The sequence below is a fragment of the Oceanobacillus phoenicis genome (assembly GCF_047238145.1).
In the GTDB taxonomy this organism is placed as follows: Bacteria; Bacillota; Bacilli; order Bacillales; family Amphibacillaceae; genus Oceanobacillus.
In genome coordinates, this window is record NZ_JBDFME010000001.1 from 2,424,578 (window position 1) to 2,441,261 (window position 16,684).

Below are 16,684 nucleotides of genomic sequence, written 5' to 3' on the forward strand. Positions count from 1 at the left end.
AATGAAAGTAAACCATGCGGAAATTGTCATTAGTGCAGTAAGTAAAAAGCAATATCCTGATGATTTATTACCTGAAATTGCACTAGCAGGTAGATCGAATGTTGGGAAATCATCTTTTATAAATCGATTAATTAACCGAAAAAATCTTGCAAGAACGTCTTCAAAGCCGGGTAAAACACAAACATTAAATTTTTACCGTATAAATGAGTCGTTTTATTTTGTGGACGTACCGGGTTATGGATATGCAAAAGTATCGAAAAAAGAAAGAGAAAAATGGGGACGTATGATGGAAGAGTACTTCCAAACAAGAGATACGCTTCGAGCAGTAGTACTTGTTACCGATTTAAGGCATGATCCTACTCAAGATGATATACAAATGTATGATTTTATTAAGTACTTTGATCTTCCTGTAATCATTATTGGAACTAAATTAGATAAAATAACAAAAAACAAACGTCAAAAACATATTAATAGAGCGAAGCAAGTATTAAATATAGATGAGGCTGATATATTTATTCCATTCTCAGCTGAAATAGGTGATGGAAAGGATGAAGCCTGGTCAGCTCTTTCCCAATATATAAAAAGATAAATTATATATGACAAGTAGTGGGTACAATCATTCATTGTGCTCACTACTTTTTTAATACTTAAAAGCAATATTTGATATTAATATTTAGGAAAATTAGATTAAAAACCGTTATAAAAGGGTTATATAACTGCATGGTTAATATAAATGCCAATTGCTTAATAACTTGTACAAATTATTAAGCATTCGTAAGTTGGGCAACGTTTAGTAAATTGTTATACTATACTACATGAAATTAAGGGAGTAACTAAATGAAAAAAATGGGGAAATTATTAGATAAAAAAACAGGCAGATGAGGGAATGACGATGGTCATTGTGGCACATGAAATAGGAATTGCAAAAGAAGTAAGAGACCAAATCGTATATATGCATGATAGAAAAATAGTTGAAGTAGGTTCACCAACAGAAATATTTACAAATCTCTTGAAAAACGAACCTAAAACTTCCTTAGCTCGGTAATACAAAAAGAACCAACGAAAGACGGAAACCTGATAGATAACTGGTAGTCTTACGTTGGTTTTATTTATTTTTTTGGTTTCTTCAGCATATAGAATCCTAGAAGAATCAGCAATAAAGGCCAAAAACGATCTACTAATTCAGTTATTGGATTCATCCATTCGGTATAATATGATAATTGATCGGAGAAAATAAGTAGTAATCCAATAATCACAATGATTATGCCTGATAATAATCCTTTTTTTGTCTTAGAGTAACGTACGAGTAATGCTAATCCAATAATTAAAGGGAATACTCCCCAATGATCAATCCAGAAATTATAATGTTTAACACCATGAAGATGAATCCCGATTCCAAGTATTAATGTACCAGCAAAAAGGTTACTATATGTACGTGTAGTGTAACTATGTATGAGGACACCAATCCCTATAATCATCAGTAATGTTTGCCATGAATAAAAATCAGTAAAGAAAGGTAGTTTTAGTTCTCTAAATAAAAAATATACCCCTATTGCAATACATAAATATGCAATTAAGGAATGTTGCTTTTTCATATTCTATTTGCCTCCAATATTGAGTTGATTCCTTGCTATCCCGGTGTTGTTGTGTTAAAGTACAGTCGAATTGATTCTTTCCAATATATATTAACATATTGTTTCAGATTCTGTTCACATTTTAAAGATTCACGATATAATTTACATGTTATAATAAGTATTAGGTTATAATAATATTAAAAAAGTCCGATTTAAAGATTTTGGGGGTAGTACTGTGCATATTCTAAAAGTTGGGTTTAATTACAAAACAACCCCTGTTGATATTAGGGAAAAATTTACATTCTCTGAAGAATCGTTGCAAGATGCAATGGTGGAATTGAAAAATCAAAAAAGCATATTAGAAGATGTAATTATCTCTACATGCAATCGTACGGAGATTTACGCGGTTGTAGATCAACTTCATACTGGCAGATATTATATAAAACAGTTTTTATCTGATTGGTTTGGTATTGAAAAAGAAGAATTCTCTACTTATCTAAGAATAACAGAAGATGATGGAGCAATGGAGCATTTATTTCGAGTATCTACTGGTTTAGATTCCATGGTGCTTGGAGAAACGCAAATTCTTGGCCAAGTAAAACAAGCCTTCTTAAATTCGCAACAAGTTAATACTACGGGAACCATATTTAATGAGCTATTTAAACAAGCTATTACTTTTGGGAAACGTGCACATAAGGAAACGGCGATTGGAGAACACGCAGTTTCTATTAGTTATGCGGCAGTGGAATTAGCAAAGAAAATTTTTGGCGATTTGCAAGAAAAACATGTAGCTATTCTTGGTGCAGGAAAAATGGGCGAGTTAGCAGCAAAAAACATTCAAGGATCAGGCGCTACAAAGATTACTGTAGTAAATCGTACGCTTGAAAATGCTACAGAAATGGCAGGAAAGTTTAATGCAGATGTTGCAAGTATAGATCAACTTCCAGCTATCTTAAAGCAAGCTGATATTTTAATTAGCTCTACTGGTGCTGATTCGATTGTTGTTACAAAAGAGATGATGGAGAAAGTGCAAAAACAGAGAAAAGGTCGTGCGCTTTTCCTAGTTGATATTGCAGTACCGCGTGATATGGATCCAGAGATTTCTGAACTTGAAAATGTATTCTTATATGATATTGATAACTTACAGCATATTGTTGATGACAACCTTGAGTCTAGAAAACATGCCGCTGAAAAAATAGAAATGTTAATAGAAGAAGAGATTGTTACGTTCAAGGAATGGTTAAAAACATTAGGAGTAATTCCAGTCATTTCCGCACTAAGACAAAAAGCATTAACCATTCAGGCAGAAACAATGCAAAGTATAGAACGTAAAATCCCAAACCTTACTGACAGGGAAAGAAAGGTATTAAATAAGCATACAAAAAGTATTATAAATCAACTATTAAAAGAACCTGTTACACAAGCAAAAGAATTTGCAGGTAAAGAAGACGCAGAAGAATCATTGCAGTTATTTATAGATATATTTGGCATTGAAGACGAGGTTAAGGAAGAATTAGTTAAACAAGCAAAAAAAAATGAAACTTTAATGAAGATTGCTAAAGAAGAACCGTCTTCTTTTCCAATGCTTGAAAAAATCACAACAGCCTGATCGAAAGAAAGGATACCGAGATGGTTGAAATAAAGTGGCTATACGAATTGTTGTTATTGCTATATAGCTTTAGTCTTATCGGATTTATGATTGATTTTATTCATACGAACCGGAAAGCGGTACGAATTGCTTTCTGGTTGCTTTCAATGGTTTGGGTTATTCAAACCGTTTTTTTCTTTTATCATGTTTTTAGTGAGAAGGCGTTTCCGGTAGCTACAGTTATAGATGGATTATATTTTTACTCATGGATATTAATTGGTTTATCTTTGGTAATTTATCGGCTATATTCTATTCGTTCTATTGTCCTGTTTATTAACGGTTTTGCTTATATACTAATGTTAATGTATATGACCGCCCATGCTGATACTCAATTTCCAGGTGGAACAATTCAGTTTGCACAAGAAATGCTAATAGCTCATATAACATTAGCACTTATTTCATATGGTCTATTTACGATTGGATTCTTTCTATCATGTATGTATTATATACAGTATGGACTACTAAAAAAAAAGAAGGGTTATCGGTGGATGTCTCGATTTGGAGATCTTCAAACACTAGATAAACTAAGCTTTAAGATTAATCGTATTGGAGTACCAATATTATTAATTGCTATAATTTTAGGGATTGTATGGGCTTATGTTTCTAATTGGCCATTCATATGGTTTGATATGAAAACAATCGGCTCCTTCGTTGTTTTAATTATGTATATAATCTTTTTGTTTATGCGGGTTATAGGATATCGAGGGAAGGGCATAGCTTTGTATAATATTATTTCGTTTTTGGTATTATTAATTAATTTTTTCCTATCCAGTACGTTATCAAACTTTCATTACTAGGAGGATCTTAGATGAGGAAAATTATTGTTGGCACAAGAAAAAGTAATCTTGCTTTAACTCAAACAGAATGGGTTATCGATCAGTTGAAAAAAGCTGGCGTAAAAAATGAATTTGAAATAAAAAAGATTGTTACAAAAGGAGATAAGATTCTAGATGTAACCTTATCTAAGGTTGGTGGTAAGGGACTATTTGTTAAAGAAATAGAAAAAGCAATGTATGATAAGGAAATTGATTTTGCAGTACATAGTATGAAGGATATGCCTGCTGCAATACCAGAAGGACTTACAATTTCGTCTATTCCAGAGCGTGAAGATCATCGTGACGCCTATCTTGCAAAAGACAATATTCTTTTGCAAGATCTTCCTGAAGGTGCCATTGTAGGTACAAGTAGTTTACGTCGAGGGGCACAGATTTTAGCAGAGCGACCGGATTTGACTATAAAATGGATTCGAGGAAATATTGAAACTCGAATTCGTAAACTTCAAGAAGAAGATTATGATGCAATTATTCTCGCAGTTTCTGGATTAAAACGGGTGGGACTAAGTGAAGAACTAATTACAGAGTACTTGGAACCAGAGGTGTGTGTTCCCGCAGTAGGACAAGGGGCACTGGCAATTGAAAGCAGAGAAGATGATAAAGAACTTACAAATATAGTTGAAAAGATTCATGATGCTTATACTGCGAAGACTGTAAGTGCTGAAAGAACGTTTCTAAATTTATTAGAAGGTGGATGCCAAGTCCCAATCGGAGGTTACGCGTATTTAGATGGAGATGAGGTAGTATTAACCGCCTTAGTAGGAACGCCAGATGGAACGACAATCTTAAAAGAAACAGTTCGGGGTACAGAACCTACAGAAGTAGGAAAAAAAGCAGCTGAGTTATTAATTAATCAAGGCGCAAAAGAAATCGTTGATCGGGTGAAAGAGGAGATGGATCAGTAATGAGCCACTCTCTTCAAGGAAAGAGTGTTTTGATTACTCGAGAAGAACAACAAGCAAAAGTTTTTGCTGAACAGATTGAAAGTTTTGGTGGTAAACCAATGGTTGTTCCACTTTTGTCTATACAATATAAAAGTGATATAGAAAATCCGATTTGGTTGCAATTAGAAAAGTATCAATGGATTCTTTTTACGAGTTCAAATGGAGTTCACGGTTTTTTTCATTACCTACATCAGTTAGGTATTAAATTACCGACTAATATAAAAGTTGGTATTGTCGGATCAAAAACAAAACTCGCTTTAAATGAGTATGGATTGAAACCGGAATTTATTCCCACTAAATTTGATGCAGAGACAATGGCAGAAGAGTTTATACAAAATTATAAACGAGAACAACCAATATTAATTATAAGAGGAAATCTTTCCAGAGAGATTATTCCAAATGCCTTTTCTCATTATAAAATTTCCTTTGATACATTAGACGTATATGAAACTACTTATCGTTATGAAGCGAAGCATGAATTAAAAAATACGATTAGTAATGTTGACTTTGTCACATTAACAAGTCCTTCAACAGTGATGGCATTAAGTGAACTAGTTGAAGATATACCATCTTCATGTGACTATATTTGTATTGGAACAACTACAGAAGCGAAAGCAGAAAAATTACAAATACCAAATCGTCATGTTCCTAGTGAATTTACTACGGAGGCAATGATAGAAGTTATGATTGATTTGGTTTTACGAAAGGGTGTAACTTAATATGGATCAACAATTGTCTTTTAAACGTCATCGTCGCTTACGTTCTTCATCGTCAATGCGTTCATTAGTAAGAGAAACTCACTTAAGACCGACTGATTTTATTTACCCTATATTTGTAATTGAAGGATCAAATATAAAAAATGAAATATCTTCAATGCCGGGGATTTATCAGTTATCCTTTGATCATTTATTAGAAGAAGTTAAAGAAGCATATGAATTAGGTATACGTTCAATAATCTTATTTGGTGTGGTGTCTAATAAAGATGAGATAGGCTCTGAGGCATTTCATGATCATGGAATTATCCAAGAGGCTACACGTATGGTTAAGAAAGCTTTTCCTGATATATTGGTTGTAGCGGATACTTGTTTATGTGAGTACACTTCTCATGGTCACTGTGGCGTTATACAGAACCAAGATGTAGATAATGATGCTTCATTAGAATTATTGGCTAAAACTGCTGTCTCACAAGCTAAAGCTGGTGCAGATATTATTGCGCCATCTAATATGATGGATGGGTTTGTGGTAGTAATTCGTAAAGCTCTAGATGAAGCAGGGTTTAGTCATATTCCAATCATGTCATATGCAGTAAAATATGCTTCTGCATTTTATGGTCCGTTTAGAGACGCTGCTGATAGCACTCCTCAATTTGGAGATCGTAAGACGTATCAAATGGATCCTGCAAATCGTTTAGAAGCAATTCGCGAGGCAAGTTCGGATGTAGAAGAAGGCGCTGATTTCCTAATTGTGAAGCCTGCTATGTCTTATCTTGATATCGTTCGTGAGATTCGTGATAACTTTGATTTGCCAGTAGTAGCATACAATGTTAGTGGGGAATACTCCATGGTAAAAGCTGCTGCACAAAAAGGATGGATTGATGAAAAAGCATTAGTAATGGAAAAACTTATATCGATGAAACGAGCTGGTGCTGATTTAATTATTTCTTATTTTGCTAAGGATGTTGCGAAATGGTTACAGGAATCGAATTAAGGAGGTAGTATAATGACGATAAATCAATCAATTGATGCGTATAAGGAAGCGGCAGATCTAATGCCGGGTGGGGTTAACTCACCAGTAAGAGCATTTAAATCTGTTGGAATGAATCCAATTTTTATGAAAGAAGGCAAGGGCTCTAAAATAGTAGATATTGATAACAATGAATATATTGACTATGTTTTAAGTTGGGGACCATTAATTCTTGGACATTCTGATGAACGTGTTGTTAAAAAGCTTCAAGATATTACTGCTAAAGGAACAAGTTTTGGGGCGCCAACCCTATTAGAGAATGATTTAGCTAAACTGGTAATTAATCGCGTTCCTTCAATTGAAATGGTTCGAATGGTTAATTCAGGTACAGAAGCAACGATGAGTGCCATTCGATTGGCTCGTGGGTATACGAATAGAGATTTAATCATAAAGTTTGAAGGAAGTTATCATGGTCATGGTGACTCCCTACTTATTAAAGCAGGATCAGGTGTGGCAACACTTGGATTACCTGATAGTCCTGGAGTACCTGAAAATATTGCAAAGAATACCATTACTGTACCTTACAATGATATGGATAGCTTAAAACTAGCTTTTGAACAATATGGAGATCGCATTGCAGCAGTAATTATGGAGCCGGTATGTGGAAATATGGGAGTAGTTCCACCGAAAGATGGTTTCTTACAATATGTTCGACATATTACGGAAGAAAATGGTTCCTTATTAATATTTGATGAAGTAATGACTGGATTTAGAGTCGGTTATCATTGTGCACAAGGTCATTATGATGTAACTCCTGATTTAACATGCCTAGGAAAAGTAATCGGTGGTGGATTACCGGTTGGTGCTTATGGTGGTAAGCGCGAAATTATGGAACAGATTGCTCCTACCGGTCCGATTTACCAAGCTGGTACACTATCTGGTAATCCATTAGCCATGACAGCAGGATATGAGACTTTATCTGCTTTATCCGAGGAATCTTATAAAGATATCAATAATAAAGTAGATAAGTTAGTGCAGGGCTTTAAGGAAGCTGCAGAGAAGTTTGATATACCACTCCACATTAATCGAGCAGGTTCAATGGTTGGTGTATTTTTCACAAATGAAGAAGTAATTAACTTTGAGACAGCACAAACCTCTAATCTTGATTACTTTGCACAGTATTATCGTGCGATGGTTAATGAAGGCATTTTCTTACCACCTTCTCAATTTGAAGGATTGTTCCTATCGACTGCTCATACTGATGAAGATATAGAAAAAACTGTTGAAGCTATTTATAAAGCTTTTGAACAGATAGAAAAATAAAAGTTCATTATAAAGCAATGTTTGATGAGGTGAGAGCTTCATTTTACATTGCTTTTTTGCATATCCTTGTTGGTAAGCACATATAAATGATAAAGAAAAAGTGGCATAGGAAGCTATGTGAAGGGAGGAATAAGACTTGTCGACTGATTCCAATGCTTTTACGTTTGAATTAGAAGAATCCTTGTTCTTTGAAAAAGGACAGGAAGTGGAGGAAATCAGAGGAATATCGTTGGAACCGGAGATATCTATTCATGCGTATGAAGACTATATTTTAATTCGTGGTGTGATTGAACTGCAAGGTGAATATCAAAAGGTTCCTTATACAGAAATAGAAGAAGAAACATTGGATTTTGATCAAATTCAATCCAAACGCTACGTAGAAAAAATTGAGGAAATAAATGGATTATATCTATTTTCTCACACATTTCCAGTAGAAATTTCTGTTCCGCCATATCGAGTAGCTAATCTTGATGATGTGACTGTTCAAATTGAGTCTTTTGACTATGAATTATTGGAAGAGGATCAATTAAAAGTATATGCTTCTATAGATATTGAAGGTATACAACAGGATAATAATCTAGAGCCAGAATCAGCCAGGGAAAATTCAGAAGAAGAAGATTCTTTTTCTTTTGAAATAGAACATCCAATACAAGAAGAGGACGCAGTAAAACTTGAGAGAACAGAGGAAAATAAAGATGAAGATTCAAATGATGACCCTGATCGTTGGAAGGTGAAGTCTCAACCGTTATCAGAGTACTTTCAAAGTATTTCGGAAGCAGAAGCGTCCCCAGAAGATGATGATTATGAAGAAGAATTTGTAGAAGAAACTGATTACGAAGTTAATGATCAGGAACAGGAAGATCTTGATATTCTCGATAATGAAGATAATCCGGAAGATGCAACTTATTTGTCTGATATTTTCCGTAATGCAGAAGAAGAACAGTATACAAAAATGCGCCTATGTATTGTTCAACAGGATGATACTATAGAAACCATTGCACAAAGGTTTTCTATTAGTCCATTACAATTAATCAAACATAATCAATTAGAGTCAGACTTTGAAGTAAATCAAGGTCAATTACTGTATATCCCTCCAAAATAAGGAGGTCCTGCGCAAACAAGCTTTGCGTAGGTATACATAATTAGTGAATGAGGATAGTTAATTAATTTTGTGTTTCTTAAGGGGTGATAACAGGTGGAGATATTAAAAGAAGTACTTGAACATTACAGCATTTATCCTCTAGAAATTGAAAAAGTTACGAATCGACTTTTTCGAGTATATGATGGAATGCGTGATTATGCTTTAAAACGCAGCTTTCTAAATGAAGATACAATTGAATCATGGGTCAGTATTTATCATGTTGCTAGCGAAAAGAATATCTCTGAAATCCTACCTGTATATGTAACAAAAGATGGATCACTTTATCAGAGACATGAACATTTCTATTATTATTTAACTCCATGGGTTGATATTCCAAGAAACAAGGATATTAATTATCAAATCGAGAGTACGATGCAGACATTGGCTCTTATTCACAAAAAAACAAAGCAAACTGAACGGATTCAAATCGACACAATGAAAAAGGACTTTGAAGGATTCCAATCGTTTTGTAGAGAGGTGCCGGACGGTCTAAAAGAAAATATCGTTCATTTTGAAAGCAGAAGGTACATGTCACCTTTTGAATTAATTGCATGTTCTCAGTATAAAGGTGTCGTACACGCTTCAGAATTACTTCAAAATAAAATGAATGCTATATTCGATCAGGAAGAAGAGAGTATTTCCTGGTCAAAGAGTTTATGCCATGGAAAAGTAGAACCATCACATTGTAGAGGTGGATATTTGTTGAATTGGGAAGAGGCCAGTTTTGACCATCCTTCTACTGATATTGCTAACTATTTTCAACATCTTACTGGTCAATATGACCAACCAATTGAAGAGATTCAGCAAGCTTTTAAGTTATATCGTAAAACAAATCACCTAACCGTAAAAGAGATGCATTTATTAACTATAAATTTATTAAATCCTGCTTTTTATATAAGTGTTGTTCAAAATTTTACTGAGCAAAGAACAAAAAAATCTATGTTTGAACAAACGAGAGAACTTCAACATCAATTTAGACGGTTACAATTTGGAATGAAATGGGTCGATTTTATACAAGAAGAGTACGAAACGATAAATGTTGATACAAATTAAATCCATTCAAGATAGAAGGCAATTACTAATCCAATTAATACACCAGTTAAAAGTATATCAAACGTAGTTGGAATCAGTAATGTTCGAACAAGTTGAAATACCATAATGGGTGTTACCGATACTTCTATAATAATAATACACTTTCGTGCCCAAGGTGGAAGTCGAAAACGATAAAACCTTGCCATAATTAAATAACCTCCTGAATTTTAGTGAATGTGCACACCTTTTTTATTCTAAAGTATATTATGTATAAATAAGCTTGTTTCGTGCCTATAATAAATAACAGTTGACGCTATAGGAAGTTCCAGATAAAATAATAATACGAATAAGCAAAATAAATGCGAAGATAGGGAGTAGTAAAGAATACACACTTTTAGAGAGGGAAATCTTGAGCTGGAAATTTCCTAAGTACGTTGTTCTTGAAGTCGTCCTTGATGCAGTTTCTCTGAAAGAAAAAGTAGGGGAGACCGGCGATTAAGCCGTTATCCGAACAAGAGTGTGCAAGTCATTGCTTGCAAACAAAGGTGGTACCACGGAAACTATACCCTTTTCGTCCTTTTATAAGGATGAAAAGGGTTTTTTGCTTTATTAAAAGGAGGTTTATAAATGAAACAGGACAAGGGTAAAAAGCAATCACTTTCTCCAAAGTATAATCCAAAAGAAGTGGAAGATGGTCGATATCAATTTTGGTTGGATGGAAAGTTTTTTGAAGCAACAGGAGATCCCGATAAGGAACCATTTTCTATTGTTATTCCACCTCCAAATGTAACTGGACGATTACATTTAGGGCATGCATGGGATACGGCGATGCAAGATACTATTACAAGGATGAAACGTATGCAAGGCTATGATGTTTTATGGCTCCCAGGAATGGATCATGCTGGTATTGCGACTCAAGCAAAGGTGGAGGCAAGATTAAAAGAATCAGGCACAAATCGCTATGAATTAGGTCGTGAGAAATTTTTAGAAAAAGCATGGGAATGGAAAGAAGAATATGCTAGCTTTATTCGTTCACAATGGGAAAAACTTGGGCTAGGTCTAGATTACTCAAGAGAACGGTTTACATTGGACGAGGGATTGTCTGATGCAGTTCGAGAAGTATTTGTTAAGTTATATGAGAAAGGGCTCATTTATCGTGGTGAATATATAATTAACTGGGATCCGTCCACCAAGACAGCTCTATCTGATATTGAAGTAATATACGAAGAAGTTCAAGGTAAATTTTATCATATGCGCTATCCGATTAAAGGTAGTAATGAAACTATTGAAATAGCTACAACACGTCCAGAAACGATGCTGGGAGATACAGCAGTTGCTGTTCATCCGAAAGATGAGCGGTACCAGCATCTAATCGGTAGAACAGTTATATTACCTATCGTTGGGAGAGAAATTGAAATTGTAGCAGACGATTATGTTGATATGGAACTTGGTTCTGGAGCAGTAAAAATAACACCAGCACATGATCCAAATGATTTTGAAATAGGTAATCGACATCAATTAGAACGCATCCTAGTGATGAATGAAGATGGGTCTATGAATGAAAATGCTTTAGAATATCAAGGGTTAGACCGTTTTGATTGTCGTAAACAAATCGTAAAAGATCTTCAGGAACAAGGAGTATTGTTCGATATTGAAGAACGATCTCATCAGGTTGGCCATTCTGAACGTAGTGGAGCCGTTGTGGAACCATATCTTTCAACACAGTGGTTTGTTAAAATGGATCCTTTGGCAAAATCAGCACTCGATATGCAAGCAGATGCGGACCAAAGAGTAAATTTTGTCCCTGAACGATTTGAACAAACTTATTTTAATTGGATGGATAATATTCGCGATTGGTGTATTTCTCGTCAATTATGGTGGGGACATCGAATTCCAGCTTGGTATCATAAAGAAACGAATGAGATATATGTTGGTAAGGAAGCACCAACTGATATTGAAAATTGGGAGCAGGATGAAGATGTATTAGATACATGGTTCTCATCTGCGTTATGGCCATTTTCTACATTGGGATGGCCGGATGAAGAATCCGAAGATTTAAAACGTTATTTCCCAACGAATGTATTAGTAACAGGTTATGACATTATTTTCTTCTGGGTATCGAGAATGATTTTCCAATCCAAAGAATTTATGGATGAAAAACCATTTGAGGATACGTTATTACATGGACTTATTCGTGATGCTGATGGAAGAAAAATGAGTAAGTCACTTGGAAATGGAGTAGATCCAATGGATGTTATTGAGAAATATGGAGCAGATTCGTTACGCTATTTCTTAATGACAGGGTCAACACCAGGTCAAGATTTGCGATTCCATTGGGAAAAGGTAGAATCAACGTGGAATTTTGCTAATAAAGTATGGAATGCATCTCGTTTTTCTATCATGAATTTGGAAGGATTCACTTATGAAGATATTGATTTAACAGGAAATCTATCTCTTCCAGATCGTTGGATTCTAGCGAGATTAAATGAAACCATTGAACAAGTGACACGAAACTCAAATAAGTATGAATTTGGTGAAGCTGGTAGACATCTATACAACTTTATCTGGGATGAATTTTGTGATTGGTATATTGAGATGGCAAAATTATCACTATATGGAGAAGATGAAGACAAGAAAAAGACAACTCGTTCTGTTCTTGCTCATGTGCTTGATCAAACGATGCGAATGTTACATCCGTTTATGCCATTTATTACAGAAGAGATCTGGCAACAGTTGCCTCATGAAGGACCATCGATTACAGTTAGTAACTGGCCAGAGGTTAATTCTGAATTTGAGGACAATCAAGCGATACAAGAGATGCAACGCTTAGTATCCATTATTCGTTCGGTACGAAATAGTCGTGCAGAAGTAGATACTCCAATGTCGAAGCAAATTAAAATGCTTATAAAAACAGAAAATCAACAGCTAACTACGGAATTGGAGAAAAATCGAGATTATTTAGAGCGTTTTTGTAATCCGAGTGAATTGTCTATCTCAACAGATATAGAAGCACCTGGAAAAGCAATGACTTCTGTAGTAACAGGAGCCGAAATATTCCTTCCGCTTGAAGGTTTAATTGATTTTGAAAAAGAAATTAAACGATTAGAAAATGAACTTACAAAATGGACGAAAGAAGTGGAACGAGTACAGAAAAAACTATCTAATCAAGGTTTTGTAAGTAAAGCACCAGAATCAGTGGTGGAAGAGGAAAAACGAAAAGAAAAAGATTATTTAGATAAACAAGCAAAAGTCAAGACACGTTTATCTGAACTAAAATAGTAAGATAACAAAAACAAAGGCGCAAGCGCTCGTAAGCAACGTAGCGAGTGCGCCCCTGTTTTATCAGGGAGGGGTGGTTCGACAATGGTCGAACTTCATTTAAATAGATGATTTAATATGTTTGATGTAAAGCTCGAGTAAATTTATATTGCTCACTTTACTCCACGTACGTGAACCTACAACATCTTCAATTTCATTGAATCGTAATTCTCCTTCAGTAGATAGAAGAAAATCAATTCCTACCATATCGAAATGAAATTCATCTATAATTTTCTGTACGAGAGATCGTTGATGAGAGGTTAAATTATACAAGGATGCAGTTCCTCCCAGTGTATAATTAGCTCGAAAGTCTGTTTTGCTTTCTCGCAATACGGCACCAATGATTTGTTTACCAATCACGAATACTCGTATATCTTTACCAAACTGAATATCTTCAGTGGATTGAAGTATGATATCTGAATGACAATTTAACCTGTATGTATCCCATTCGTTCATATTATGAATTAAGGAAACTTGCTTTCCGCCTTTTCCATTTGCTATTTTGCCTATGAACGGGAATCCAAGTGGCGGATTGTGTGGCAGGAGACCATTTGAATAATAATAGGTATCTGGCATAGAGACTCCAGTTTGGATTATAGCATTATGGGTATAGCCTTTATGGTTGAAAATTTGTGAGATGGTGGAGGAATTGAATACACTTATTCCTATCCCCTCTAAATGCTTACTTAATAATGGATCCATATATCGGACAATGGCGAAATCCGGTATGGTTATCTGTTTATTGTCATAACAAAGTATAGGTTGATTTGTATTAATTCCAACAGTTAATTGTTCACGAATAATTAATTGTAAAGACAGGCCTTGTTTTGTTGCCTCCAATTGAAACCATTCAATATAGCTTGCATTCTTTATGGCGTCTCCTTCTGAATAAATTAACCAGCCTACAGTCATCTTATTTTCCCTTCAATATAGGTTATCATTTCATCCGCTATATCCACACTCGTACATTCCGTCAGATTCCGAATATGAGCATTGGCGTTAATTTCACAAACCAAGTAAGAATCTTCCTGCCCAAATAATAAGTCTACTCCAGCAAAATCGGCATTAATAGCTTGTGCAGCAGCAATAGCGATATTAGTTGCCTTTTGATCAGGTGTAAATGGTTTCATATTTCCACCATTTGTTATATTTGCTCTAAAATCTTGATCATTATTTCTTTCCATTCCTGCAATAATTTTATCTCCTACAACTTGTAATCTTAGATCTCTTCCATGGCTAGAAGAAATATAAGATTGAAATAAATAAGGTTTTCCTTGTAATTGATTCGTCAATTTTTTAAGTTCCTTAAATTCGTGCACGAGGTACACTTGCTCACCAAAAGAACCGAACGCTTCTTTAACTATTAGTGGTAAACCTAGTTTGTGAATGATTGACTGTAGATAATCATCAGATAGTATACCTGTAGAGTAGATTTTAGGAGCAATTATTGTATGTGGAATAGGGATTCCAATATCTGTGAGTTTTTGATACGTTTGTATTTTATCATCACTCATCTCTATCGTAGCAGAACTATTGAAAACGGGAATTCCAAGTTGTTCTAGATATTTTGCCAAGTAGATATCTTTATCAATAAAGAATACAAAATCAGGCAATGTATACGTTTGTCTATGTAATCCAAGCGGATGCCTATCAGATAAATCAAGTAAAATTTCATTGTTTTTAATAATACTGACATCCATATGCCGCTTTTGTGCAGCCGATTGTATCATTTCTGCATAATCGATGAATTTATTCGTTGTTAGATTGCCATTGACAATAATCCATCCAGTCTTTTTCATTAAACGAATCATCCTTTCTGATATAATTATTATATGATGGTTTGGAAAGTAGGGAAAGTATGTTATTTCAACAAATAGAGCAATTTTTTAATGAAAGAGAAACGATTGGTGTTCAACCTGGATTAGAAAGAGTGAACAAATTATTGAAGTTTGTCGACAATCCAGATAAAAACCTATCTATTATTCATATAGCTGGTACAAATGGAAAAGGGTCAACGAGTCAATTTGTTCAATCTGCACTCATAGCTAATGGTTATAAAGTTGGTTCATTTACCTCTCCTAGCTTTTATGGAATAAGAGGATTTATTCAATTTAATCAACAACCAATTTCGGAAAGTGAATTTTCACATGCATTTCAAAAGATATTGCCTGCAATTGAAATGTTAGATAAAGAAGAGAACTCCCCTAGTAATTTTGAGATATTAACTGTACTAAGCTTTGTTTGTTTCAAAGATAATGTGGATATTACAGTCGTCGAAGCAGGCATGGGAGGAATGTGGGATACTACAAATGTAATTTCACCAATACTCACTGTAATCACTACGGTTTCTTACGACCATACTGCATTTTTAGGAGAAACGTTAGTAGAAATAGCTGAACAAAAAGCGGGAATAATTAAACCTATGATCCCAATGGTTACCGGAGTCAGTGATACTGCACCTTCGTATGACATAATTGAGAAGAAAGCAGAAGAAATGAATTCACCATTATTTGTTTTAGATAAAGATTTTACTTATGAATCTATAACCTTGAACCGTTTTAAATTTTTTATATCTAATAAGCAACTCCATATAAATTTAAGTATGAATGGAAAACATCAACACTATAATGCTTCTATAGCTCTTTATGTATTACATCTATTAAGTGAGCAAGGCTGGCAGATGAAAGAAGATAAGATAATTGAAGGAGTGGAACAAGCTAAATTATCCGGAAGATTAGAGAAAATCCATAATAACCCGTCAATAATTGTAGATGGTGCGCATAATTTAGAAGGTATACATGCTTTGGTTGATACGATAAAACGACAACATTCTAATGATCATCATATATTGTTTGCAGCTTTTAAAGATAAGGACGTAAACAACATGATAAATTGTCTAAAAGAAAATTTGTCAAACATAAGTGTGACAACGTTTGACCATGTTCGAGCACCAACCTTTAAGGAATTGGAACAATTAAAAACGAATCATCCAGAAGCAATTGTTTATGACTGGAAAAAATACATGGATAAGACTTTTGAAAACAAGGCTAGTTGTTATTATATCACTGGATCCTTACACTTTATATCATTAGTAAGGCAATATGTACTTGAACAAAAGCGAAATATGTTGAACGATTCTTAGTGCTAGTGTCAGATTTCGTCTTACTTTTTATATCTCCTGTGCTAGA

General features: G+C 34.5%; 16 protein-coding genes and 1 other annotated feature. Of the genes, 12 read left to right on the top strand and 4 right to left on the bottom strand.

What is annotated here, in order from left to right; translation table 11 throughout:
• Position 1: 1 nt before the first annotated feature.
• Together yihA and ABC346_RS11980 are read left to right on the top strand one after the other, a co-directional pair.
• Positions 2–589: a ribosome biogenesis GTP-binding protein YihA/YsxC gene (gene yihA, locus ABC346_RS11975; RefSeq protein ID WP_413235060.1), complete on the top strand. Its 588-nt coding sequence runs from the start codon at positions 2–4 to the stop codon at positions 587–589.
• A 303-nt stretch (positions 590–892) separates the two neighbouring features.
• Complete coding sequence (locus ABC346_RS11980; RefSeq protein WP_413235061.1) at positions 893–1,045, top strand: hypothetical protein; 153 nt, start codon at positions 893–895, stop codon at positions 1,043–1,045.
• Between the two features lie 64 nt (positions 1,046–1,109).
• Here ABC346_RS11980 and ABC346_RS11985 read toward each other — a convergent pair whose 3' ends face one another.
• Positions 1,110–1,595 (bottom strand): LiaI-LiaF-like domain-containing protein, encoded by a 486-nt coding sequence (locus ABC346_RS11985; protein ID WP_413235062.1) that lies wholly within the window; start codon positions 1,593–1,595, stop codon positions 1,110–1,112.
• Positions 1,596–1,809: 214 nt separating this feature from the next.
• Between ABC346_RS11985 and hemA the strand changes: the two genes are divergently transcribed.
• From hemA to ysxE, 8 genes are all read left to right on the top strand, one after another.
• Complete coding sequence (hemA, locus tag ABC346_RS11990; protein ID WP_413235063.1) at positions 1,810–3,183, top strand: glutamyl-tRNA reductase; 1,374 nt, start codon at positions 1,810–1,812, stop codon at positions 3,181–3,183.
• 20 nt (positions 3,184–3,203) lie between these two features.
• On the top strand, positions 3,204–4,019 hold the full coding sequence (locus tag ABC346_RS11995; protein ID WP_413235064.1) for a cytochrome C assembly family protein: 816 nt from the start codon (positions 3,204–3,206) through the stop codon (positions 4,017–4,019).
• Between the two features lie 11 nt (positions 4,020–4,030).
• The gene (hemC, locus tag ABC346_RS12000; RefSeq protein ID WP_413235065.1) at positions 4,031–4,960 is read left to right on the top strand and encodes a hydroxymethylbilane synthase; all 930 of its coding nucleotides are present in this window, start codon (positions 4,031–4,033) and stop codon (positions 4,958–4,960) included.
• On the top strand, positions 4,960–5,718 hold the full coding sequence (locus tag ABC346_RS12005) for a uroporphyrinogen-III synthase (protein ID WP_413235066.1): 759 nt from the start codon (positions 4,960–4,962) through the stop codon (positions 5,716–5,718). Before hemC ends, ABC346_RS12005 begins: the two co-directional genes overlap by 1 nt.
• A gap of 1 nt (position 5,719) precedes the next feature.
• Positions 5,720–6,706, top strand: coding sequence for a porphobilinogen synthase (gene hemB, locus ABC346_RS12010; protein WP_413235067.1), 987 nt, complete (start codon positions 5,720–5,722; stop codon positions 6,704–6,706).
• A gap of 12 nt (positions 6,707–6,718) precedes the next feature.
• Positions 6,719–8,005 carry a glutamate-1-semialdehyde 2,1-aminomutase gene (gene hemL / locus ABC346_RS12015; protein WP_413235068.1) on the top strand — a complete coding sequence of 429 codons (1,287 nt, stop codon included), beginning with the start codon at positions 6,719–6,721 and terminating at the stop codon, positions 8,003–8,005.
• Between the two features lie 136 nt (positions 8,006–8,141).
• The gene (gene spoVID / locus ABC346_RS12020) at positions 8,142–9,107 is read left to right on the top strand and encodes a stage VI sporulation protein D (RefSeq protein ID WP_413235069.1); all 966 of its coding nucleotides are present in this window, start codon (positions 8,142–8,144) and stop codon (positions 9,105–9,107) included.
• A gap of 93 nt (positions 9,108–9,200) precedes the next feature.
• A complete protein-coding gene (gene ysxE, locus ABC346_RS12025) occupies positions 9,201–10,199 on the top strand; it encodes a spore coat protein YsxE (protein WP_413235070.1) in 999 nt (332 codons plus the stop codon).
• Here ysxE and ABC346_RS12030 read toward each other — a convergent pair.
• Positions 10,196–10,384 carry a hypothetical protein gene (locus ABC346_RS12030; RefSeq protein WP_077596543.1) on the bottom strand — a complete coding sequence of 63 codons (189 nt, stop codon included), beginning with the start codon at positions 10,382–10,384 and terminating at the stop codon, positions 10,196–10,198. The genes ysxE and ABC346_RS12030 overlap by 4 nt on opposite strands.
• 149 nt (positions 10,385–10,533) lie before the next feature.
• Positions 10,534–10,760: a binding site (T-box leader), on the top strand.
• Between the two features lie 45 nt (positions 10,761–10,805).
• Between ABC346_RS12030 and ABC346_RS12035 the strand changes: the two genes are divergently transcribed.
• On the top strand, positions 10,806–13,457 hold the full coding sequence (locus ABC346_RS12035) for a valine--tRNA ligase (RefSeq protein ID WP_413235071.1): 2,652 nt from the start codon (positions 10,806–10,808) through the stop codon (positions 13,455–13,457).
• Positions 13,458–13,556: 99 nt separating this feature from the next.
• On the opposite strand, the gene ABC346_RS12040 is transcribed toward ABC346_RS12035, so the two are convergent.
• The gene (locus ABC346_RS12040) at positions 13,557–14,408 is read right to left on the bottom strand and encodes an ATP-grasp domain-containing protein (RefSeq protein WP_413235072.1); all 852 of its coding nucleotides are present in this window, start codon (positions 14,406–14,408) and stop codon (positions 13,557–13,559) included.
• A complete protein-coding gene (locus ABC346_RS12045) occupies positions 14,405–15,295 on the bottom strand; it encodes a RimK family alpha-L-glutamate ligase (protein WP_413235073.1) in 891 nt (296 codons plus the stop codon). Before ABC346_RS12045 ends, ABC346_RS12040 begins: the two co-directional genes overlap by 4 nt.
• A gap of 59 nt (positions 15,296–15,354) precedes the next feature.
• Between ABC346_RS12045 and ABC346_RS12050 the strand changes: the two genes are divergently transcribed.
• Positions 15,355–16,638, top strand: a complete 1,284-nt coding sequence (locus tag ABC346_RS12050) for a bifunctional folylpolyglutamate synthase/dihydrofolate synthase (protein ID WP_413235074.1) — start codon at positions 15,355–15,357, stop codon at positions 16,636–16,638.
• Positions 16,639–16,684 lie beyond the last annotated feature (46 nt).

Excerpts from the sequence above, each read along its gene's own strand:
- ABC346_RS12035 (WP_413235071.1), top strand. The coding sequence starts at position 10,806 with ATGAAACAGGACAAGGGTAAAAAGCAATCACTTTCTCCAAAGTATAAT.
- ABC346_RS12040 (WP_413235072.1), bottom strand. The coding sequence starts at position 14,408 with ATGACTGTAGGCTGGTTAATTTATTCAGAAGGAGACGCCATAAAGAAT.
- ABC346_RS11980 (WP_413235061.1), top strand. The coding sequence starts at position 893 with ATGGTCATTGTGGCACATGAAATAGGAATTGCAAAAGAAGTAAGAGAC.
- ABC346_RS12030 (WP_077596543.1), bottom strand. The coding sequence starts at position 10,384 with ATGGCAAGGTTTTATCGTTTTCGACTTCCACCTTGGGCACGAAAGTGT.
- ABC346_RS12050 (WP_413235074.1), top strand. The coding sequence starts at position 15,355 with ATGTTATTTCAACAAATAGAGCAATTTTTTAATGAAAGAGAAACGATT.
- yihA (WP_413235060.1), top strand. The coding sequence starts at position 2 with ATGAAAGTAAACCATGCGGAAATTGTCATTAGTGCAGTAAGTAAAAAG.
- ABC346_RS12005 (WP_413235066.1), top strand. The coding sequence starts at position 4,960 with ATGAGCCACTCTCTTCAAGGAAAGAGTGTTTTGATTACTCGAGAAGAA.
- ABC346_RS11985 (WP_413235062.1), bottom strand. The coding sequence starts at position 1,595 with ATGAAAAAGCAACATTCCTTAATTGCATATTTATGTATTGCAATAGGG.
- ABC346_RS11995 (WP_413235064.1), top strand. The coding sequence starts at position 3,204 with ATGGTTGAAATAAAGTGGCTATACGAATTGTTGTTATTGCTATATAGC.
- hemL (WP_413235068.1), top strand. The coding sequence starts at position 6,719 with ATGACGATAAATCAATCAATTGATGCGTATAAGGAAGCGGCAGATCTA.
- hemB (WP_413235067.1), top strand. The coding sequence starts at position 5,720 with ATGGATCAACAATTGTCTTTTAAACGTCATCGTCGCTTACGTTCTTCA.
- ABC346_RS12045 (WP_413235073.1), bottom strand. The coding sequence starts at position 15,295 with ATGAAAAAGACTGGATGGATTATTGTCAATGGCAATCTAACAACGAAT.
- hemC (WP_413235065.1), top strand. The coding sequence starts at position 4,031 with ATGAGGAAAATTATTGTTGGCACAAGAAAAAGTAATCTTGCTTTAACT.